This is a genomic window from Paraglaciecola algarum (assembly GCF_021532655.1).
Classification (GTDB): domain Bacteria; phylum Pseudomonadota; class Gammaproteobacteria; order Enterobacterales; family Alteromonadaceae; genus Paraglaciecola; species Paraglaciecola algarum.
Window position 1 is genome coordinate 267,840 of the sequence record NZ_JAKGAS010000008.1, and the last position, 23,021, is coordinate 290,860.

20 protein-coding genes are annotated in these 23,021 nt (G+C 39.4%); 11 read left to right on the forward strand and 9 right to left on the reverse strand.

Features of this window, described 5'->3' with window-relative positions; all coding sequences use genetic code 11:
- The first annotated feature begins 60 nt into the window (after positions 1-60).
- Entirely contained in the window at positions 61-396 is a 336-nt protein-coding gene (gene metJ, locus L0668_RS15535) for a met regulon transcriptional regulator MetJ (protein WP_235313629.1), read from the forward strand.
- A gap of 27 nt (positions 397-423) precedes the next feature.
- On the opposite strand, the gene L0668_RS15540 is transcribed toward metJ, so the two are convergent.
- Complete coding sequence (locus L0668_RS15540; RefSeq protein WP_235313630.1) at positions 424-1,008, reverse strand: HD domain-containing protein; 585 nt, start codon at positions 1,006-1,008, stop codon at positions 424-426.
- An 83-nt stretch (positions 1,009-1,091) separates the two neighbouring features.
- Positions 1,092-1,418 carry a c-type cytochrome gene (locus L0668_RS15545; protein ID WP_235313631.1) on the reverse strand — a complete coding sequence of 109 codons (327 nt, stop codon included), beginning with the start codon at positions 1,416-1,418 and terminating at the stop codon, positions 1,092-1,094.
- Between the two features lie 403 nt (positions 1,419-1,821).
- Here L0668_RS15545 and L0668_RS15550 point away from each other — a divergent pair, with 403 nt between their 5' ends.
- From L0668_RS15550 to L0668_RS15580, 7 genes are all read left to right on the forward strand, one after another.
- Positions 1,822-4,671: an EAL domain-containing protein gene (locus tag L0668_RS15550; RefSeq protein ID WP_235313632.1), complete on the forward strand. Its 2,850-nt coding sequence runs from the start codon at positions 1,822-1,824 to the stop codon at positions 4,669-4,671.
- 166 nt (positions 4,672-4,837) lie between these two features.
- A complete protein-coding gene (ribA, locus tag L0668_RS15555; RefSeq protein WP_235313633.1) occupies positions 4,838-5,458 on the forward strand; it encodes a GTP cyclohydrolase II in 621 nt (206 codons plus the stop codon).
- 123 nt (positions 5,459-5,581) lie between these two features.
- On the forward strand, positions 5,582-7,045 hold the full coding sequence (locus tag L0668_RS15560; RefSeq protein ID WP_235313634.1) for a DUF3300 domain-containing protein: 1,464 nt from the start codon (positions 5,582-5,584) through the stop codon (positions 7,043-7,045).
- A gap of 112 nt (positions 7,046-7,157) precedes the next feature.
- Positions 7,158-7,628: a GNAT family N-acetyltransferase gene (locus L0668_RS15565; RefSeq protein WP_235313635.1), complete on the forward strand. Its 471-nt coding sequence runs from the start codon at positions 7,158-7,160 to the stop codon at positions 7,626-7,628.
- A 34-nt stretch (positions 7,629-7,662) separates the two neighbouring features.
- Positions 7,663-8,667 carry an aspartate carbamoyltransferase gene (locus tag L0668_RS15570; protein WP_235313636.1) on the forward strand — a complete coding sequence of 335 codons (1,005 nt, stop codon included), beginning with the start codon at positions 7,663-7,665 and terminating at the stop codon, positions 8,665-8,667.
- A 64-nt stretch (positions 8,668-8,731) separates the two neighbouring features.
- Positions 8,732-10,033: a glutamate-1-semialdehyde 2,1-aminomutase gene (gene hemL, locus L0668_RS15575; RefSeq protein WP_235313637.1), complete on the forward strand. Its 1,302-nt coding sequence runs from the start codon at positions 8,732-8,734 to the stop codon at positions 10,031-10,033.
- A 54-nt stretch (positions 10,034-10,087) separates the two neighbouring features.
- The gene (locus L0668_RS15580; RefSeq protein WP_235313638.1) at positions 10,088-11,170 is read left to right on the forward strand and encodes an adenylate/guanylate cyclase domain-containing protein; all 1,083 of its coding nucleotides are present in this window, start codon (positions 10,088-10,090) and stop codon (positions 11,168-11,170) included.
- Here the strand turns inward: L0668_RS15580 and L0668_RS15585 are convergent.
- The 4 genes from L0668_RS15585 to L0668_RS15600 all read right to left on the reverse strand — a co-directional run bounded on the left by L0668_RS15585 (position 11,167) and on the right by L0668_RS15600 (position 15,521).
- Entirely contained in the window at positions 11,167-12,093 is a 927-nt protein-coding gene (locus L0668_RS15585) for a Dyp-type peroxidase (protein ID WP_235313639.1), read from the reverse strand. The genes L0668_RS15580 and L0668_RS15585 overlap by 4 nt on opposite strands.
- A 14-nt stretch (positions 12,094-12,107) precedes the next feature.
- Positions 12,108-13,799 carry a gamma-glutamyltransferase gene (gene ggt / locus L0668_RS15590; RefSeq protein ID WP_235313640.1) on the reverse strand — a complete coding sequence of 564 codons (1,692 nt, stop codon included), beginning with the start codon at positions 13,797-13,799 and terminating at the stop codon, positions 12,108-12,110.
- A gap of 121 nt (positions 13,800-13,920) precedes the next feature.
- On the reverse strand, positions 13,921-15,165 hold the full coding sequence (locus tag L0668_RS15595) for an ammonium transporter AmtB (protein ID WP_235313641.1): 1,245 nt from the start codon (positions 15,163-15,165) through the stop codon (positions 13,921-13,923).
- 17 nt (positions 15,166-15,182) lie between these two features.
- The gene (locus L0668_RS15600) at positions 15,183-15,521 is read right to left on the reverse strand and encodes a P-II family nitrogen regulator (protein ID WP_235313642.1); all 339 of its coding nucleotides are present in this window, start codon (positions 15,519-15,521) and stop codon (positions 15,183-15,185) included.
- A 270-nt stretch (positions 15,522-15,791) separates the two neighbouring features.
- Here L0668_RS15600 and L0668_RS15605 point away from each other — a divergent pair, with 270 nt between their 5' ends.
- Together L0668_RS15605 and L0668_RS15610 are read left to right on the forward strand one after the other, a co-directional pair.
- Positions 15,792-16,163, forward strand: a complete 372-nt coding sequence (locus L0668_RS15605; protein ID WP_235313643.1) for a hypothetical protein — start codon at positions 15,792-15,794, stop codon at positions 16,161-16,163.
- A gap of 163 nt (positions 16,164-16,326) precedes the next feature.
- Positions 16,327-17,007, forward strand: a complete 681-nt coding sequence (locus L0668_RS15610) for a hypothetical protein (RefSeq protein ID WP_235313644.1) — start codon at positions 16,327-16,329, stop codon at positions 17,005-17,007.
- Between the two features lie 84 nt (positions 17,008-17,091).
- Here L0668_RS15610 and bamJ read toward each other — a convergent pair whose 3' ends face one another.
- Complete coding sequence (gene bamJ / locus L0668_RS15615; RefSeq protein WP_235313645.1) at positions 17,092-17,712, reverse strand: BamJ family beta-barrel-assembly machinery protein; 621 nt, start codon at positions 17,710-17,712, stop codon at positions 17,092-17,094.
- Between the two features lie 210 nt (positions 17,713-17,922).
- Between bamJ and ppc the strand changes: the two genes are divergently transcribed.
- On the forward strand, positions 17,923-20,541 hold the full coding sequence (gene ppc / locus L0668_RS15620; RefSeq protein ID WP_235313646.1) for a phosphoenolpyruvate carboxylase: 2,619 nt from the start codon (positions 17,923-17,925) through the stop codon (positions 20,539-20,541).
- A gap of 330 nt (positions 20,542-20,871) precedes the next feature.
- On the opposite strand, the gene L0668_RS15625 is transcribed toward ppc, so the two are convergent.
- On the reverse strand, positions 20,872-22,317 hold the full coding sequence (locus tag L0668_RS15625) for a polysaccharide lyase family 7 protein (protein ID WP_235313647.1): 1,446 nt from the start codon (positions 22,315-22,317) through the stop codon (positions 20,872-20,874).
- 614 nt (positions 22,318-22,931) lie between these two features.
- A partial coding sequence (locus L0668_RS15630; protein ID WP_235313656.1) for an EF-Tu C-terminal domain-related protein occupies positions 22,932-23,021 on the reverse strand: 90 nt, incomplete at its 5' end.

Sequence of the window (23,021 nt, forward strand, 5' to 3'; positions counted from 1 at the left end):
ATTGATATTTTCTGAGTAATGGTTAGAATTTCCAAGAATAAAAAATATAAGAACTCATTAATGGCAAATCAAACTAAATGGAATGGTGAATACATTCACCCTTACGCTGAACACGGGAAAAAAAGTGAGCTAGTGAAAAAAGTCACAGTTTCTATTCCGTTAAAAGTACTTAAAGTACTAACTGACGAACGTACTAGGCGCCAAGTCAATAACTTACGTCATGCGACCAATTCTGAACTGTTATGCGAAGCCTTTTTACATGCTTTTACAGGACAACCCCTGCCAGGTGATGAAGATCTTGAAAAAGACAACACCCATAGAATTCCCATAGAGGCCAGAAAACTCATGGAAGAAATGGGCTTAGATATAGAAGAAATTGACGTAGAAGAAGACTAATTAAAACAAAGGAAAAGATAAATCTAATTATTTTTCACGCACTCCGGCTTGTTCACCTATCACTTTTACTTGTTGACTCACCCACTGCCATAATTCAGGGTTAGCTTTGGCCACAACTTTATTCTTTTCTAACACTTGTTCGATGGAAATATCATGCTCTAACCAACTTTGACAGCCATTGTGTAGATTTTGAATAACTGGCATCACTCTATCTAAACCTTTAGCAAAAATAGCCTCTGCAGATTCAGCCTTTTCAAACTCAATCCATAAACTTAAAAATTTTTGTTCTAATTGTGAGGGTAATAAAGCAAATAAACGTTTCGCCGCTACTAACTCATTTTCAAAATCGTCATGGTTAGCGTTATAGGCAAATTTGTCACCTGTGTCTATTTCAACTATGTCGTGTAACAACAGCATAGTAACAACCTTAAGAACATCTACTTCCTGCTTAGCATAGGGACTCAAAGTTAACGCCAATAAGGATATTTGCCAACTGTGTTCCGCACTATTTTCGTAGCGACTCAACCCAGGAGGCTTGATTCTACGCTCGACTTTTTTTAGTTTTTCTAATTCAACAATAAAACTAGTAATGGCCTGATAATGCTCAATCATTGGAAACTCAAAGAAAAAGATTTAGTAGCAGTGGAATACTGCTACTTTAGATAGGAGATAGTCAAAAACTGCAATTTACTTGGCTATTTTCCAGCAGGATCTAGCTTGGCATAATATGCTGCTAGATTTTCGATGTCGGCATCACTCAAGTTTGCCGCCATCGGCGCCATAATCATATTTTTTCTTTGTCCATCACGAAAAGCTTTTAGTGAAGACACCAAATATTGCTCTTTTTGGCCAGCTAAGTTTGGATACATAGGAATTTGAGAAATGCCATTGGTTCCATGACAAGCGGCGCATACTACTGATTTTGCTTTTCCGGCAGCAGCATCTGCAGCTAACGTTGATGTAGAAACCAATCCTGTCACGGCTAAAGCTAATAAAACTGCTGAGGTTTTCATTTTTTTCATAATATATCCTTTGTAAATCACCCAAACGGGTACAAGTAAATAATAATTAAATACGGGGCAATGTGATCTTAGATCACTTTTTTGCTACAGCAACTTACTGGACTGGGCACTTATGTCAAGCCCAGCGAGTTGAATAATTCTAAATTAAAAAAAGTTAAGCAATAGTTATCTAAGCAGCTACAACTCGCAAATAGCAGTAATTATAGCGCCAAGTGCGCAAACTCAGCTTACCGAATTATTATCTCCAGCAAGGAAATTTTCAATAGACTGTCAAATTGAAAAAAGTATCGAAATATCTTGCAGCAGTTAGCTATTCGTAATTGAATAGAAACATATTAAACTTAAGAAAAATGACCTAACATGTAGTCGAGTAATTATAAACTCAGACGTTCTAAGGGTGATAATGAACTTGTTGTTTTTAACTTTTTTTAGATGTTGTTTAATCACTAGCCTATGGCTATGTTCGACCATTACTGTAGCAAACACCTTAAAAATAGCTGAAACCGATAGCACAATTGACTTAGTGCAACACTTTGAATGGTTGGTCGCAGACAAGTCCATACAATTATCAGATATACAAAAACACCCCCAGTGGTTACCTAAAATAAGCACGGGCACGCTAAAACCGCATGAAAACTTATGGGGGAAAGTGACCTTATCGTTTGATTACAACAGCAAAGAACCTTATTTATTAAGCGTAGGCAATCCTTACCTTAGCTTAGTTGATATTTACCTGTTAGATTCCAAAGACCGTATTTTAAGCTCACACCTTATGGGCGCTGATAGAGATTTTGCTAAAAGAGAGTTTCAACATAGATTATTCCTTGCCGCCATTGATTCTAGCCAAAGAACGATACAAGTATTCTTAAAAATAAATCACGATGGACCTGTTACCTTTCCCGTATTCTTAGATAAACAGTCCTCTGTTCTGATCAGAGAGCAAATTTTACTTGCAGTTATTGGGTTTATTAGTGGCGGATTAACTATTTTGTCCTGCTATTTCTTAATTACCTATATTTTTATGCGCAGCCCTATTCGCTTTTGGTTCTCACTATCTTGTGCTGGATTTGTTTTATTATTCCTAAACACCAGTGGAGTATTAGGTCAAGTCACCGGCATCACTGCTTATATAGCCAACATAACCACTATTTTAGTAGGCGCCTTGTTATTGAGCTCAGTTAAAGTGGCCTTCGCGATCTTGGAAAGGGTTCCACCATACTGGCGTTATGTATTTTATTTTCTAGGATGCGCTTTAGTTGTGGTTGCTTTTATTCCGAACAATCAACTTCAGCTATACCTAGTTTTTTCTCTAGTTTCTTTTGCTTTTATATTGGTTACAGTCTTGGCTAGCCTTTATTACAATGCTGATAAAAAAGCGGCGAATTTACTCAGTGTAATAGGACTAAGTTTGACTGCATTAAGTAGTGTCAGTCAGGTAGTATTATTTTATTTTGATATTTCACTCAGCCAGCCCCTTTTACTTTTATTAGATAGCGTCATCATGCTTGGTTTAGTAATCATAGCCTTAGCAATTGAGGCACACGAAAAAGTACTCACTCACAGACATAACTTAAAACAACTCGATGTAATCAATGACCTACAGCATTTTTATAAGCTATTTAAAAATTCAGCTGAGGGTTTATATACCTCTAGCATAGACGGGGAGTTAATATCCGTTAACCCAGCCATGTGTAGCTTGTTTGGTTATGATAACGAACAACAAATGTTAGAACACATTCACAATGCTAATCAATTTTACGCCAACCCAGAAGATAGAGATTTACTTTTGGGTGAAATACATCAACATGGCAAAGTACTAGGTAAAGAAATAAAAGGTTTAAGAAAAGACGGTAGTGAATTTTGGTTTTCAATTTCGGGACAAATCAAAACTGAAAATGACCAACGCTATTTATTTGGCAGTATCTTTGATATCACTAAAAGAAAGCAATCTGATATTAGCCTTGAATTTATGGCCACTCACGATTCATTAACAGGCGTATTTAACCGCCGAGAGTTTGAGTTTCGATTAAAAAATGCATTACAAAAAGCTTCAATAGATGGCAGCGAATTAACACTTCTATATTTAGATTTAGACCAATTTAAAGTGGTAAACGACACCTGTGGGCATAAAGCTGGTGACATGTTAATTAGCCAACTATCGCAAAAAATCGATAAATTAGTAAATGGCAAAGGTACACTTGCTAGGTTAGGTGGTGACGAATTTGGTATTTTATTAGAAGACGACAATGCGCAAATGGCCTATTTATTAGCCAACAAGATATTAAATACAGTGAGTGAATTTCGTTTTGTTTGGGAAAAAAACATATTTACTTTGGGTATCAGCATTGGCCAAGTATCTTGGCAAGCAAATATCACCACACCAGAACAATTATTAAGCATGGCTGATTCTGCTTGTTACATGGCAAAAGAAAGAGGCCGAAACCAAATTCATACCTATTCTCAAGATGACAAACATGTTCAGCGATATGCCTCTGAATTGTCTTGGTTATCACAAATTAATAAAGCACTTGAAGCCAATCAATTCGAATTATACTACCAACATTATCAAGCTTTGAATCAAAACAAGCAGGGACATCACTACGAAATATTGTTACGCATGAAAGATACTGAAGGCAACATTATTACACCAAGCACGTTTTTGCCCTCAGCAGAACGTTACAACTTAACCTCACAAATCGATCGTTGGGTAATCGAAAATTATTTTGCGTGGTTAACAGAAAACCCAGAACATAACGGACAACTCACCCAGGTTAATATCAATTTAAGTGGCCATTCATTGGCCGATAATGAGCTTAAATTGTTTGTACTCAATGCCTTTGAAAAATACAAAGTACCCTACAACAAAGTATGTTTCGAAATCACCGAAAGTATGGCAATTTTAAAGATGGAAGAAACCTTAGAATTCATTAACACCTTTCACACCTTAGGTTGCAAGTTTGCATTAGATGATTTTGGCAGTGGCTTTTCATCCTACAATTATCTAAAAAGTTTGCCTGTACAACAATTAAAAATTGATGGAAGCTTCGTCAAAGATATTTTAATTGATCCTATTGATATGGCGATGGTTTGCTCTATTAAAGACGTGGCAAAAGCCATGGGCATGGAAACCGTAGCTGAGTTTGTTGAAAGCACTGAAATAATGGTAGAACTAGGAAAAATGGGGGTCGATTATGCACAAGGGTATGGCGTAGCTAAACCCACTCCTCTAACAAGTTTTAGCCCGCTAAATTAACCAATAAGGCATGACTTATACTTATAGTAGTTTTTTTTCACTAGCTAAATTTTTGAATAACACTTGCCTTTTCGTAGATAATGCCCCACATATAAGCTTCGCACTAATTTTTACGCCAATCGAATAAAACGTTTGAGTCGATTGATATGAGTACAGTAATACCTCCATGACACAAGAATCAGATAAATACCAATATGTCAGTTCTGCAAAATTACCGACTAAATTAGGTCAATTTAAAATCCACGGATTTGTTGAGCAATCGACACAGCAGGAACATGTGGCCCTGTCCTACGGAAACTGGCAGGTCAATGACATAGTTCCCATTCGAATTCATTCGGAGTGTTTAACTGGCGATGCATTATTTAGCACCCGTTGTGATTGTGGCGCCCAATTAGAAAAAGCCCTACAAAACATTGTTGAACAGGGTAAGGGAGTATTACTGTATTTACGCCAAGAAGGGCGAGGCATTGGATTACTTAATAAAATTCAAGCTTATAAATTACAAGATGAAGGCTTAGATACAGTTGAAGCAAACGAACACCTGGGGTTCGACGCCGATTTACGTGATTACAGTATTTGCCAATTGATGTTGGAAAAACTCAATGTAAAAAACGTTAAGTTAATGACCAACAACCCGAAAAAAAGTGCTGCTCTTATCCAGATGGGTATAAACGTAGTAGAACGCACCCCTATTGATCACGGGATAACCGATGATAATCGCCATTATATTCGTACAAAAACAGATAAATTAGGTCACCAGTTTTCTGAAAACTTGTTCAAAAAATAATTTATTAGAAAGTATTTTATTAAAAAACAAACTTCCGCTCTTCATTCAGTCTTGGTTAAGATAACACCATGTATAACTTTATTATGGTAGCGTTGCCATGAGTTATTATTGAAGGAAAGGGTTATGCGAAATCAAGCGAAATACCTACTTATTTATTTATGTGTAGTATGTTTTTTGGTTGGCAGTGTGGTTAATCTTGCCCAAGCCCAAGAGTTGAACCAAAAGCAAGATACAAACACCACGCAAAACAATCAAGAAACCTTACTAGTGGATATAAGCCAAGCTGAACTTGATCAATTATTAGCGCCTATAGCCCTGTACCCAGATACTTTGTTATCCCACATCTTTGTTGCCTCGACTTATCCACTTGAAGTTGTACAAGCCGCTCGATGGCGCCGAAATAATAAAGATTTAGACGAACAAGAAGCATTAAACGCCGTTGAAAAAAAGGATTGGGATCCAAGTGTAAAAGCTTTAGTGCCCTTCCATGACCTGCTACAAACATTAAGTGACGATTTAGACTGGTTACAATCGTTAGGTAACGCATTTTTATTTGCTGAAGAACGAGTATTAGATAGTGTTCAAACGCTAAGACAGAAAGCCTATGCTCAGGGAAACTTGCACGACAACGAATACCTAGAGGTTGAACAAGACGGCGATGAAATCGTCATTCAAACGGTTGAAAAAGAAGTAGTGTATATCCCCTATTACGACACTCGACATGTTTATGGAAATTGGTGGTGGAATGATCACCCTCCGTATTATTGGCATAGCCCTAGTCATTATATTTTGAGTGCTGGCATATACTGGAGTTCACGGTTTTACATCCGCCCTAGTTTTTACTTCTCAGGTTTTCATTGGCACAAGCGTCATCTGGTGGCTGATTATACTTATAACAGACACTCAAATAATCACTATTGGGCACCCCACCATTCTCGTAAACAAAAAGTACGCATAACCGAATATTCACGTTGGAAGCACAACAAGCACCATAGACGAGGTGTGCAATACAAACACAATGGTCAAAGGGTAATTCGAAATACAGAAAATCCAAAACGCTACGTATCGAGTACTAACCAACCTCATAGCAAAAAGCAGCACCAGATAGATAAGCAAAGAGTGTTGGATGTGAGTCGATATCCTAAAGCTCACCCTAAATTGGAAAGGCGCTCTAGTGCTCAAGTGAAAAATCAACTACAGCGTCATTCAAAAACCACAAAATTCGATAAGAATACACACCAATCGAATAAAACGGCTAACTATACGAAAAAACCGACTAGTCATAAAACCAATGAACTTAAATCAGTAAATCAATACAAAAGGCCACTTAGCCATAAATCTAAAGATTATAGGCCAGCAAACCAGCAGGAAAAGTCTAGAGATTCTTATAACAGGCCAACGTCGTATGCATCAAAACCAGAACGTGCTAAGCCGCAAAGGCAAAGTTCTAGTTACAAACACCAGCAAACTCAACAAAGAAGTAAACCTAGTTACCAAAATAAAAGTCGTCAGTCTGGGAATAGCTCGAGTAATAGATCTAGGCCCGTAAAAATCGAGCGGCACAGTAAAATCCGAGAAAAAAGGTAGACATATACACAAGCCACTTTAAAATTCTATTTTTGAGGTGGTTTGGGTATGTACCCGAGTGCTTCAAAAATATAACTGTTCGAACAACTAGAGTGCTTGGGTATATTCATACATGCAAATAAAACTAGATGATTTAACTCACCCTAAAATAGCGCTTTTACTCGAAGAACATTTAGCCGACATGCGGGCAACTTCGCCCCCAGATAGTGTTCATGCACTAGATTTGAATAATCTTCGCTCTACTGATATTACCTTTTGGAGTATTTGGAGTGACGCAGAGTTACTTGGTTGCGCTGCTATCAAAAAACTCAACAATATCCATTACGAAATTAAATCAATGCGCACTGCTCGAATCCATGTACGAAAAGGAGTAGCGAATAGACTGTTACAGCACATTATTCAATTCGCGCTAGATAAAAGTATTTTACGATTATCTTTAGAAACAGGCAGCCAAGACTTCTTCATACCTGCCCACCAACTATATCTCAAATATGGCTTTGAATATTGTGAGCCATTCGCCGATTATTCACCTGATCCGAATAGTAAATTTATGACATTGCAGCTGAAAACTTTGATAAAATAGGAGCATATCCAGCTCGTAAAAAGATCTAACTCATATGAATTTTAAAGGCAGCCACATTCTTTCAGTTAACCAATTCGATCGCGATGCTATCGAACGGGTTTTTAATGTTGCCCATCAAATGTTGCCTTACGCCAAAAGAGAAAAACGTACCACAGTATTAGACGGGGCTATTTTAGGAAATTTATTTTTTGAACCTAGTACTCGTACACGTGTAAGCTTTGGTACAGCCTTTAACTTACTAGGCGGAGAAGTAAGAGAAACCACTGGCTTAAGCAACTCTGCGCTAGCTAAAGGCGAATCTCTTTACGATACAGCACGAGTATTAAGTGGCTATTCAGACATCATTGCTATGCGGCACCCCGATATTGGTTCTGTCGCTGAGTTTGCAGAAGGTAGTCGCATACCCGTGATCAATGGCGGAGATGGTGCCAACGAACACCCAACCCAAGCTTTATTAGACCTATACACGATTCAAAAAGAATTACAGGCACACGGTAATAGTATTGATGGCATGCACATTGCCATGATCGGTGATTTAAAACATGGGCGAACCGTACATTCATTATCAAAATTATTATGTTTGTTTAACAAGATTAGGTTTACCCTTATTTCACCAAAAGAACTAGCCATGCCCTCTTCAATTATTGATGCCATTGAAAACTCGGGTCACCAATATACAATCACTGAACAATTTGAAGGTAACCTTGATGCCGATATTTGTTATCAAACCCGCATTCAAGAGGAGCGTTTTGCATCACAAGATGAAGCCAACCAATACCGTGGTAAATTTCGTTTAAATCAACAAATTTATACTCAGCATTTCCAATCAAAAACCGTGATCATGCATCCTTTGCCTAGAGACTCTAGAGCAGAAGCCAATGAATTAGACAATGATTTAAACCTAAACCCTAATTTAGCCATATTCCGTCAAACAGATAATGGCGTGTTGGTTAGAATGGCATTGTTCGCGTTAACCTTAGGTGTCGAGTCCCTCGTCAGTCAATTTGAGCAAAAAGTGCATTGGTACGTAAACAATTAATTCAGATTGCCCGTAACAAAAAACTAAAAATTTTCATTTAAAAATATTATTACAAGAAGCCATTATGCAAACATCAGAAAGTCTTTTTAATCGCGCAAAACAACATATTCCAGGTGGGGTTAACTCCCCCGTTAGAGCATTTAAAGCAGTAGGCGGAACCCCTCCATTTATTAGTAAAGCCGACGGCCCTTACATATTTGATGCAGATAACAAACGTTATATCGATTACGTTCAATCTTGGGGGCCAATGGTGTTAGGCCACAATAATCCAAAGATCCGCCAAGCCGTGATAGATGCTGCACAAAACGGATTAAGTTTTGGTGCACCAACAGAGATTGAAGTCATCATAGCTGAATTAGTCAGTGAGCTGGTGCCTTCGATGCAGATGTTACGCATGGTGAACTCAGGCACAGAAGCCACAATGAGCGCTATTCGTTTAGCGCGCGGTTACACTAATCGAGATAAAATCTTAAAATTTGAAGGCTGTTATCATGGTCATGCTGATTCATTATTGGTTAAAGCCGGTTCTGGTGCATTGACCCTTGGTGTGCCTAGTTCTCCTGGTGTACCGGCAAATGTAGCTGAACATACATTAACTATGGAATACAACAACCTTGAGTCTGTGGCTCAAGCCTTTGCCCAATACCCAGAGGATATAGCTTGTATCATAGTGGAGCCTGTAGCGGGCAATATGAATTGTATTCCTCCGGTTGACGGTTTTTTACAAGGATTACGAGATATTTGTGACCAATACGGAGCCTTGTTAATTTTAGATGAAGTCATGACTGGCTTTCGAGTCGCTTTAGGTGGTGCGCAACAGAAGTATCAAGTAGAGCCTGACTTAACCTGTTTAGGTAAGGTAATCGGCGGGGGCATGCCAGTAGGTGCATTTGGGGGTAAAAAAGAAATCATGCAACATATGGCCCCGCTAGGGCCCGTTTATCAAGCAGGCACATTATCAGGAAACCCAGTGGCAATGGCGGCCGGTTTAGCCTCTTTGAACCAAATTAAAAAACCCGGATTATATGAACAATTAAGTCAAACTACGCAAACCTTGGCTGAAGGTTTTAAGAGCCTTGCTGATAAACATGGTATACCTATGTCGGTGAATTATGCGGGCAGTATGTTTGGGCTATTTTTTACTGACGTAGAGCGCGTGACAAACTATCAACAAGCAATTAACTGTAATACCGAACAGTTCAATATGTTTTATCATGGTATGTTAGATAACGGTGTCTACTTAGCGCCTGCTTCTTATGAGGCAGGGTTTGTTTCTGCGGCTCACACGGATGAAGTGATCCAAGAAACCTTAAAAATTGCCGATAAAGTATTAGCTGAAGTGGCCTTAAAAACACGACAGCCTTAATTTTTTAAAGACATCATCTAGTAGAAAGAAGAATAGTAGAGTGCAGACGTTTTAATGTTAGGGCAACTGTTACAACCCGTACCTTTAGCTTTGTTGTTTATCATATTGATATACACAATTGTGTTACTGATCTTGGTAAATAAAAATAAAGCTAATCAAAACCACTCTCAACAAAAGGTTAAGGTTTACTCTTCTTCTACGCCAACTTTAGAACAAAACTTCGATAAGTCTGCTGAAGAAGCCAAAGAGTTAAATAAAACTTTTCGAAAGTTTGTACCTAAACAATTCGTCGACCACTTAGCTAAACATGGTTCGGACAGTCTTGAGTTGGGCAAAGCAGATGAAGATGAATTAGCGATTTTGTTTAGCGACATCCGAGGTTTTACTGGGTTATCGGAACAAATGAGCCCCCAAGAGTTAATGAACTTTCTTAATTCTTACTTTTTACGAATGAATGATCCGATCCACCAGAACAATGGTTTTATTGATAAGTTTATCGGTGATGCTGTGATGGCTTTATTTGATCGACCTAAAGGTACCAATGTAGACAAAGCCCAAGATGCCATTCGTGCGGCGCTGGACTTGCGTTATGCCATTAATCTTTATAATCAACACAGAGCTAACTGTAACTACCCGCCGGTTAATATTGGCATAGGCGTGCATTTTGGCCCGGTTATCATAGGTACAGTAGGCTCTAATGACAGGATGGATACCACAGTAATTGGTGACAGTGTGAATGTGGCATTTCGCTTGGAAGCCTTAGCACCCATTTACCACACCGATATAATTATAAGTGAACAAACCTTAACTCAGGCCAATGCCCAAGAGCTATTTCAATATCGATTATTGGACTGGGTCAGAGTTAAGGGGCGACAAACTCCTATTGAAATATACGAAATAATTGATCATCAAGAAGAAACCTTAAAGTTACAAAAATTAGCCAACGCTGAGTTAATTAAACAAGGCTTGTTCTATCGAAAAAAACAGGATTGGCAACAGGCACAAAGCTACTTCCAACAAGCTTTGGATATGTGTCCACAAGATCCTTTACCCATGCATCACCTTACACAATGTGCTCGCCTACAAAGCGCAAATTTGGCAGAGGATTGGGACGGTTCAATCTTATTGACAGCTTAAGCTTCTAACGCTTGTTGCTTAATGAATTTAACCGACGGAGCAAAATAAGCACCACCAGTTTCAGCAATGGTATAATCCAAAAGTTTGTCGTAATTACCTTCTGCATCAGCAAAAATCATATTCCGCAACATATCTGTAAAAGGTTTAGGACTGCTGGCACAGGATATGAAATACAAGCCCTGCACTGACATGTCACCATAAGGCATACTTTGCCTAAGGATCTCAACACTTTTACCTTCTTCATCTTTTAAGCTAGTACGTTTGGTGTGAGCAAAAGCGGCTTTTTTGTCACTACTAAACTCTACATTATCGGTTTTTGTACGCCCCATTACCTCTTCTTGATTGGTCGTAGCCAAAAGCTGCCATTTAGTCATATTATGACGATAACGTTGTATATGAATATAACTGCCACCAGCAAATTCTGGATCTTTATCACCTACCAATGCCACTTCAAATTTATGCATACCTTTAGGATTTTCAGTACCATCCACAAAGCCGGTTAAATCTCTTCCATCTAGAAAGCGAAAACCACTAATCTCTTCATATAAATCTACATGAGGTTTAAGCAATTGGATCACTTCAATACCAATGGCGTGGCATATATCCGTTCTATCGGCTTTTATTTGAATAAACAAATCACCAGGGGTAACGGGAGCCTCACGATCATCACTTTGCATACTCGGAAATGGTGCTAACTCTTGAGGTATTAATCTTGGGTATAGCTCGTACCAATAGTCAGTTCCTACGGCAATAACCCCAGATACCATAGCTTCGTAATATTCTTCATCAAAATAACTGAACAACTCTAACACTCGCACTAATTTAGCACGCATCGCTTGCACATCATCATCAACCACAGTAAAAGTTAAATAAAGTGCATGTAAATTGGGCTCTGCACAAATGCCTTTTTGAGCTTGGCTCATACTAAATTTTCACCTTAATATCCGGCCGCTTGACCATCTTTTCGACTCTCTGAAGCACCATAATATACTCCAGTTTTTAAATCACGCATAATGGCCTGATAACCACCAAAAGCATCGACTTTATCTTTTAATACATGACCTTTTTGGATTAACTTTCTACGAGTAAGTTGATCAAATCCAGACTCTAAGCTGATATAACCACCGTCTTGCATTATTTTACCAGTTGGTTGGCTCGAACCAGAATGTAACACTCTAGGGGCATCACCTGCTTCTTGTAAGTTCATGCCAAAATCAATTAAGTTCACTATCACTTGCGCATGCATTTGTGGTTGAGCACCGCCGCCCATCACACCAAAACTAACCCAAGGTTTACCGTCTCGAGTAATAAATGCTGGAATAATGGTATGAAAAGGCCGTTTATTGGGCTCATACTGATTAAAGTGACCTTTTTGCAAACTAAATAACTCACCTCTATCTTGCAGTACAAACCCTAAGTCTGGAGGAGTCATGCCTGAGCCCATGCCGCGGTAATTACTTTGAATCAAAGACACCATATTGCCATCTTTATCCGCGGTAGTAAGATAAATAGTATCCCCTTCATTTATGCCTGCGTCATACCGTTTTGCCGCCTTTGTATTATCAATTAACTGGCTACGTTGTTTAGCATATTTTTTTGAAATCAACCAATTCACGGGAATTTGGTTAAAAGCGGGGTCGGCATAATATTTAGCACGATCTTCAAAAGCTAACTTTTTTGCTTCCACAAAAGTATGTATGTATTGCTGGGAGCCAAAGCCCATTTCTTCAATATCGTGCAACTCTAGTATGTTTAATATCTGTAATGCAGCAATTCCTTGACCATTGGGCGGTAACTCCCAAACGTCATAACCTTTATAATTGGTGGATACAGGCTCTACCCACTCTGACGTATGACTTGCCAAGTCGTCATAACTTAAATACCCATCTTGTTGTTTCATGTAAGCTGCAATAGAGCGAGCTATATCCCCTTTATAAAAAGCATCTCGGCCCCCTGTGGCAATTTTTTCGTAGGTCACAGCCAAAGCTTTATTTTTAAAAATCTCACCTTTTTCAGGCATAGTTCCAGTTGGCATATAGGTCTGTGTAAACCCAGGGAACTTAGCTAAGAATTTTGCATTTATTTGCATATTATGAGCGATTAACTCACTAACTGGAAAGCCTTTCTTAGCATACTCAATGCTGGGCTGTAAGATCGAAGTCATGGGCAAACTGCCAAATTTTGCATGTAACTCAAACCAGCCATCAACCGTGCCTGGCACAGAGACCGGTAAAGGCCCAAACGCAGGAACTTTATCTAATCCTTCCAGTTCAAAGTGTTCTAAAGTAAGTGATTTAGGTGAACGTCCCGAAGCATTTAAACCATATAATTGTTTGCTTTCGGCATCCCATACTATGGCAAATAAATCTCCACCTATACCGCTGCCTGTTGGCTCAACAAGCCCTAACATAGCGTTTGCTGCAATGGCTGCATCAATAGCATTACCGCCTTGCTTTAAGATATCCAATGCAACTTGTGTCGCCAATGGCTGGCTAGTTGCCACCATGGCATTTTGCGCTATCACTTCTGAGCGAGAAGCAAATGGTAAACCCGTTACTCTATCGTAAGTCCAAGCAGAACTTGACAAAACGATACAAGCTAACAAACTGAAAAGCCGAACTTTTTTCATTTTAATTCTCAAAAATCAACAATCCCTTAAGCATACTATTATACAAACAAAAAGCCCCGCTATTTAGCGGGGCTTCACATCAATCGATTAGGTGTATGCACTACACCTAGACCAAATAATATTAATTACGTTTAGTTGTGAAATCAGGGTAAGCTTCTAGGCCACACTCACTGATATCAACACCTTCGTACTCTTCTTCTTCACTTACACGGATACCAATAACCGCTTTGATAATTGACCAAGCAATAAAGCTAGTAGCAAATACCCAAACGAAGATAGTAACAGCGCCTAATAACTGACCACTAAAAGTAGAACCGTCGTTAGTGATTGGAACAAGTAATAGACCCAATAAACCTACTACACCGTGAACAGAGATAGCACCTACTGGATCATCAATCTTCAGCTTGTCTAGACCGATAATACTAAGTACCACAACAATACCACCGATAGCGCCAAACAAAGTAGCTTGTAACGGAGAAGGAGTTGAAGGTTCAGCAGTAATCGCAACTAGACCGGCTAGCGCACCGTTTAATGCCATAGTTAAATCAGCTTTCTTAAACAAGATTTGTGCAAATAATAAAGCAGCAACTAAACCACCAGCAGCAGCAGCGTTAGTATTCATGAATACTACTGCAACAGCGTTAGCACTTTCTACAGTAGCTGTAGCTAGAACAGAACCACCGTTGAAACCAAACCAACCCATCCATAAGATGAACATACCTAAAGTAGCAAGTGGTAAGTTAGCACCAGGGATTGCGTTGGCACGACCGTCAGCTGAATATTTACCTTTACGAGCACCAAGTAATAACACACCAGCTAAAGCTGCAGCAGCACCCGCCATGTGTACAATACCAGAACCAGCAAAGTCAGAGAATCCGTTGTCACCCAAAGTGTACATACCGAATACTGATTCGCCGCCCCAAGTCCAAGCGCCTTCCATTGGATAAATGAAACCAGTTAATACAACAGCAAAAGCAAGGAAAGCCCAAAGCTTCATACGCTCAGCAACTGCACCAGAAACAATAGACATAGCTGTTGCTACGAATACTACCTGGAAGAAGAAGTCAGCAGCTGGAGCATAAGTAGCTGGCTCTGCAGCACCCGTTGCGCCGTCTGCAGTGATGCCGCTTAGGAACATAGTGAACTCACCGCCACCGTACATGATTGAATAACCACACACCATGTACATGATGCAAGATATAGAATATAGCGCCACGTTTTTGGTTAATATTTCTGTAGTGTTTTTAGCACGAACTAAACCGGCTTCCAACATAGTAAAACCTGCAGCCATCCACATTACCAATGCGCCGCAAATTAAAAAGTAAAATGTATCTAGGGCATAGCCCAATTCAAATGTAATTTCCACAATTATCTCCTCAAATTCTAAATGGCTTCGCCATCTGTTTCGCCTGTACGAATACGAACAGCATGCTCTAGGTCATAAACAAAAACTTTACCGTCACCAATTTTGCCGGTTTTAGCTGCGCCAACAATAGCTTCAACTAAACGCTCAACTTGATCATCTTTAACACCTACTTCAAGTTTAACTTTTGGTAAAAAGTCTACTTGATATTCAGCGCCGCGATATAGTTCTGTATGACCTTTCTGACGACCAAAGCCTTTAACTTCAGTTACCGTCAAACCATCAATTCCGATTTCAGATATTGCTTCACGCACATCGTCAAGCTTGAAGGGCTTAATGATTGCAGTTACTAATTTCATAGTGCTACTCCCAGTGTTTTATTATATAAGTATTAAAATCTTCCATTACTAGAACAAATCTTATGCCATAAATTTTTAACCAATAAAAACAACAGCTTAACAATATACCACTCATAATCTAGCGCCGCGAAAGCTTGATTATGGTGCAACAAGTAACAATTGCACCATTCTGAAGCTTGAATTGTTAAAAGATTTAACTTCTAGTATTTTTAGCAAATAGACCTGCTATGAATTAAAGTAGTTATTGAGGAGATCGATAAGAACAATCATATGCGATTTTACGTAAACACTCTTGATGACATTTCATGTATCACCATAGATGGCACACTCAACGCTTTAGATATGATTTTTATGATGCAAAGTGCTGAATTTAAAACAGCTATTACCAGCAATAATAAGTTATTGTTTGACTATTCTGCTGTCGATGGAACTAACATGTCAGCTGAAGATGTATTTGGCGTGGCTATGTTAGGCAAAAGAAGCTTAGAAAACTCTGGGAATACTCACCTTGCAATTGTGGTAGATGATCTAGCGAGACGAGATATGGAAAAGATCAGTAAAGCCATTTTTTCCAACACGCAATCTGAAATTTTTGTCAGTGATGATAAAAACCAGGCCATACAAATTCTTAAATCGACCTAACCGAAACCCCATAGAATTAGCAAAGTTGAACTAATGGTTTAAACAAGACTCTACAAAAAACCAATTTTGTTAACTTGAACCAACTTGAGTGTTTAAAAATAACCAGCTACTTATAGTGACTATTGCTCTGTCAATAATACTGCATTTGTTTGTGTTATTTTTTATGCAACGGGGCAATATTTCAAAACCTCAGCTAAAAACGCCGAATAAAAAACCATTACAAGCCAAACTATATTTTGAACTGCCACAGCCAGTTACCAAATCTATTGCTACACCATCTCAAATTGAAATCAAACCAAAAGTAAAACCGGCAACATCCAAAACATCTGTTGACCTGCCATCAGAAAAACCTCCTGTAAAAACAATGACCAAACGCCCCCCTGAGGTTAAACAGATGATAAATATTTCGCCTACAACCGAGTCAAACCTAACTGCACAAAAACCTGTTCAAGCTTTAGTCCCCATCAACAGTCAATTTACTGGTATAGCAGGAAAACATGTGCAGCAATACAATTTACAACAAGAAGCCAAAATGATGGACGAAGCAGGACGCTATTATCAGCAACAAAAAAATTCTCCTATTATTCATACGCCAAATAATAATCAATTTAAGTCTGCAGATGAAAAACTGATTAACAATATTAAGGTCCGAGCAAACTGCGATGGTGCAGCTAGAAAAACAACAGCCGTAATATTAGGTTTTATGGGCGGTATGGTGGATTGTACAAGTAAACCAGATATCAACAGCTTCATCGAAAAACGCATTAACAAACACGCCTTGTTGCCCGCTAAACACAATAAACCTTTAGATAAATTACCAAAATCACTTGTGATACTCGATTAGGGTAGTCGACAATGAAGCTTGCAAGGCATAAAAAAGACCGGATATACCGGTCTTAATCTATTTGATTGATTTTAAAAATTGTAATTAAGCAACAATATCCAATAATTCAACATCAAATACTAAAGTAGCGTGTGGACCAATTGCACCACCAGCACCTTGTTCGCCGTATGCTAGCTCTGCAGGAACATGAAGTTTCAATTTAGTACCTACTTTCATGAACTGAAGTGCTTCAGTCCAACCTTTAATAACACCATTCACTGGGAATTCAGCAGGTTGGCCACGATCGTATGAGCTATCAAACACGCTGCCATCTAACAAGGTACCATGATAATGAGTACGTACAGTTGAAGTTAAAGAAGGTGTATCTCCGTCTCCTTGAGTAATCACTTCATATTGCAGACCACTTTCAGTCACTGTCACTTCATCACGCTTAGCGTTTTCTTCAAGATAAGCTTGACCGTCAGCAATTACACCAGCAAATTGTTCAGCTTTAGCTGCTTGCATGCGCTCGTGAATTTGGTTGAAAGCTTCACGTAAAGTATCGTTATCCACTTGAGCAGGCTGTTGATTGAAAGCATCTTCAAGACCAGCTTGTACTGCTGCAACATCTAATCCTTCAAAAGGGTTTCCAGCTAATTGTTCGCCCATTTGTAAACCAATACCGTAACTTGCTTGTGTTTCTACTGTTGTGTATTTATCTGACACCTTAACTCCTAAAAATAATGTCTGGTTACCCACTGGTAACCTCTAAAAAAGTGGCGCTAGCATATCACACTGATCACCTTGCTTTAACCTCTAACTCGGTCTTTACGAGTCCAATATGACCAAATTTGAATAAAGTGGATTATTTTGGCTTAGACAAATGCCTTGCATATAAGTATCTTGTATTTTTACAAAAATACATTGGAGCCTCATATGCCACAAAACCTTGACTCTCAACTAATTGAAACTGTTCGTAATTTAGGCGTGGTGTTAGGTGAAACAATAAAAGACCAGCTGGGTGAAGAATGGGTCGATAGAATTGAAGCTGTTCGTAAAGACGGTAGACAAGCCTTCAAAGGTGATAATGAATCTGCCGCTAGGGTAAAACAATTATTTACCGAACTACCCAACGAAGACCTACTTACCGTTGGTAGAGCCTTTGCTCAATTTTTAAATTTAGCCAATATTGCCGAACAAGAATTTAATAGCAATAATGATAAAGATGATTCTATCGATAATTTATTTAGTCATTTAGATGATGCCAATATTGAAGCAGATACCTTTGAACAAGCTGTTCAACAGCTCGACATAAATTTGGTATTAACCGCTCACCCAACAGAAGTAACTCGCCGAACACTCATACATAAACATAGTGAGTTAGCCAAATGTTTGAGTGATGTACATGCAACGGCAATCAAACCTTCTCAGCGTAATAAAATAGAAACGCGTATAGCTGACCTCATTAGCCAAGCTTGGCATACCGAAGAAATAAGAACCATTCGCCCAACGCCAGTTGACGAAGCTCGCTGGGGATTCTCCGTTATTGAAAACTCTCTATGGGAAGCAATTCCTGACTTTATACGAGAGTTAGACGGTCGGTTTAATGAGAAATATGGTATTTCACTGCCCCTTGATGCGTCACCAGTTACCTTAGGATCTTGGATGGGTGGCGATCGTGACGGCAACCCGTTTGTGACATCAAAAGTGACTGAGCAGGTATTATTGTTAGCCAGAAAAAGAGCAGCAAAACTCTTTGCTAAAGATATAGACTTTTTACAAGTTGAATTATCCATGGGCGACTGCGACAACGAATTACGCCTGTTAGTAGGTGACACCCTTGAACCCTACCGCGCATTGTTAAGGCCTTTATTAGACAAGCTACTCAAAACCCAAGAAGGCATCATAGATAAACTGGATGGTAAAGTTGTCAGCCAAATAGATTGGATCACTGACAAAGACCAGATACTTGCACCTTTGATGGCTTGTTATAGATCTTTACAGGCTTGCGGTATGTCGGTCACCGCTAATGGGCACTTGCTCGATACAATACGCCGAGTACATTGTTTTGGTGTGCATTTACTAAAACTTGATGTACGCCAAGATTCAGAAAGACATTCAGACGTATTCTCTGAATTAACCCGTTACTTGGGAATTGGCGACTATGGACAATGGAGTGAAGATGATAAACAAGCATTTTTGCTTAAAGAACTTAGCTCAAAACGCCCTCTTTTCCCGCCAGCATGGACACCTAGTGAAGATGTTCAAGAGGTACTAGACACCTGTAAAGTGATTGCTCAAAACAGCCAACACGGATTTGGAATTTATATCATCTCTATGGCTAGTTTGCCATCTGACGTACTCAGCGTGATCCTTTTATTAAAAGAACTAGGTGTAGATTGGCCAATGCCAGTGGCACCATTATTTGAAACCTTAGATGACTTAAACCAAGCATCGAATGTTATCAGTAAACTTTTATCTGTCGATTGGTACCGTGGTTATATCCAAGGTAAGCAGTATGTGATGATAGGTTATTCTGACTCAGCCAAAGATGCGGGTGCTATGGCAGCCGGTTGGGCACAATACGAATCACAAGAGGCACTAGTAGCACTAGCCGCTAAAAATGATATTGAACTGACCTTGTTCCATGGTAGAGGAGGCACAATTGGACGCGGTGGCTTACCTGCACATGCGGCAATATTGTCTCAACCTCCAGGATCGTTAGAAGGTGGCTTTAGGGTAACCGAACAAGGCGAAACCATTCGCCATAAATTTGGCATGCCTATTTTGGCTCAACGCAGTTTAAGTTTATATGCCAGTGCCATTTTAGAAGCATTAATTTTACCACCACCTGCTCCTAAACAAGAATGGCGTGAAGCAATCATTCAAATGGCCGCAGACGGCCGTGATAATTATCGCAACATAGTGCGCCATGATGAAAATTTTGTCCCATATTTTAGAGTGGCCACACCTGAACAAGAGCTTGGTAAACTGCCTTTAGGTAGCCGACCTGCTAAACGTAAACCGACTGGTGGTATTGAAAGCCTACGCGCTATCCCTTGGATTTTTGCATGGGCACAAACGCGCATGGTTTTACCATCTTGGTTAGGTGTAATGAAAGCCGTACAAACCTCACTTGATAATGGTAAACAAGACACTATCAGCGATATGTTAGCCAATTGGCCTTTCTTTAATTCAAGGTTGTCTATGTTAGACATGGTATTTAGTAAAGCTGATCCACGTATCAGCCAAGAATACGATCAAAGATTGGTACCACAAGAGCTAAGACATTTTGGTGATGCTTTACGTGACGAGTTACAACAAAGTATAGACTTGTTACTCACTCTACTTGATCAAGATTCGGTGATGCAAAGTGATCCTAAAGGTGCGGTATCTATGAATATTCGAGCTAGTTATTTAGAGCCTTTGCATTACCTGCAAATTGAACTATTAAGTCGGATCCGCGAATTAGGAGAGGAACATGATCCAATCTTAGAACGTGCAATGATGGTAACTATAGCCGGCATAGCAGTAGGCATGCGAAACACGGGGTAAAACCAGTTTCTTTAGGAGCATGCTCCGTCTGGTTTTACGAGCTCACATGGATGTGAGGTCCGGAGGAAGATCATCATGGACGTGTGATTGACTCTATCAAAGTTATGTAAATTAGCGTCCGAGTGCACGATTTTTCAAGGACGAAAAATCCGGATGAGGATCATCATGGGGAAAACGGGAATTTTAGGAACTGAGTTCCGCTCCGTTTTTCAACGAGACAGGGAAGTCGAGTTTGGGTGCTGTTCATCAGGGATGTGTGATTGACTCCACCTAATAAACCTAGGCTACACAAATGTGTGTGGCTTTTTTATTTCCTAAACGAAATATCAATTACTCACTCTTAGCATATCCTAAATGACTATTACGAATTTCATAAAAGGTTGCTTGAGCGTATTCATCTTCGTCACTACTGTTATTGAGGTGATATACCCCAACCTTAAAGTATTGATATTGGCCATCTTCATCAAACAAACTGCCAGTCATATCATATTCGGCCACTACATCACCTTTGCCTTCTCGAATAATAGTCACAGTGAGTAAGTTAGCCGTAACATTAATGCGATAACTAAACTTTTCATCTAAAGCAATGCCATCAGCTGGATTCGAAGCACTATTACTTCTAGTACCAATCATTTCTACATAGGCTTCGTCTACATTCTGAGCTCGACTTTCATGGGCAAAATAAATCGAACCTTTGTCGTTATTGGGTAGTTTTCGATAATATAAACGAATAGGTTCATCATCATTGGCATGAATTTGACCGATTACCAAACGCCCGATTTGATAATTCTCACCAGTAGTGGTGACGTTATTAACCGCTAAGGTCACATTCAACTCTCCATCAGTACCACCTGCATCGGCTTGCGCTGATGCTGACGCACTGCCAAACACCCAGTTATTTTTGTTAACCCCTTGGGTATTATGAGCAGTATTACCACGGCGTAACATCTCTCTTAATTCCACTCTTACATAACTAGTATTGGTAGAGGTTTTGAATCCATAACTTGGTGAACGCATAACAATTCCACCATCTGCAGATGCATAGAAAAACTCAGAATTGGTATAACCAGCTGCCAATTTTTTTTCAGATATAGAATCAGATCGGCCATTATTATCTTCATCTGTAGGTACACTTAAATACCAATCAATGAGTTCAATGCCTAACTCATTGGGAAATTCAGCAACAATTTGGCCGTCAGCTCCTTCACAACTGTGAGCCTCAACTTCAACTATGCTATTCCAATCATTTTCTGTGTTACCTAAACCAACTATCTTAATGTAACGAGCGTTACTCTTAGTTAAATCAACTTGTTCAAAGCCACTATGTTTACCGCTAGATATACCTTCAGTGAGTACTTTCTCCCAACTGCTGTTATCAGTAGAAGTTTCAACTGCAAAGTTTGATTGTCTATCAGCGCCATCAAACCACTTAACTTTTAGAGAGCCCAAGCTTTTAGTACTACCTAAATCCAGGGTTAATGCTTTATTAGCCCCCAACGAAGACCATCTAGATGCAGGGGTAGTGTTGCCATCAATCACCAAGCTTGGCTCATAAGTAGCGTCGAACTCACCATCATCACTGGCCGATACAATAGCATAGCTCTCATTTACACAAGCATCACTCGGAACTTCAGGAGTTAATTCTGGAGGTGTGACCACAGGAGGGGTTACAACAGTTGGAGCTTTACTATCAAGGGCAATACCACCGCCACCGCAAGCAGTTAACAATATAACGCTAGCTATCGAAATAGCTGATAAAGAAGTAAAACGTGACATATACAACACCTAAACTACATAGAAAAACGACCAATAGAAAAATTTAATACAATATCCCATGATCAACAATGATCATCAACATTACCAATTGGTAATAACAAAGTCAACACAAACAAAAAAATTGGCATTACCAATGATATATATTATTTATTCTTTATGTTTTTCACAGGCAATAAAAAAGGCCACCTAAGTGACCTTTCTTCAATCAATTACTAAATACTAGTCAAGGATTTTAGCAACAACGCCCGCGATCTATTAAACATTTGTAAGTAACGCGTCCATGATGAACATCCCCCAGAAAAAACATCATGTTTTTCCGTTCAATCAGGCGCTGCTGCGCAACTAAAGAACTGATTTCACCCACGTTATTACAGGCATCCTGCCTTCCACCACTTCGGGGCCAAGCGACCCATGTTCAATAAGATTTGTAGGAACAAATCACAACAGCTTTAGCTGGCCTGCGTAGCAGGTGAACCATATGGACGTGGTGAATAAAATCGTACCCGACGATTTTGTCACAGAGGTATCCGCTTGGAGCCATACACTAGGAGCACGTGTTTTTCAGGCACAAAAAAGGCCGCAACAAGTGCAGCCTTCTTAAAGCAAGTTTTAGACTAGTCTAAAATCTTAGCAACAACACCCGCACCTACTGTACGGCCACCTTCACGGATTGCGAAGCGTAAACCTTCGTCCATCGCGATTGG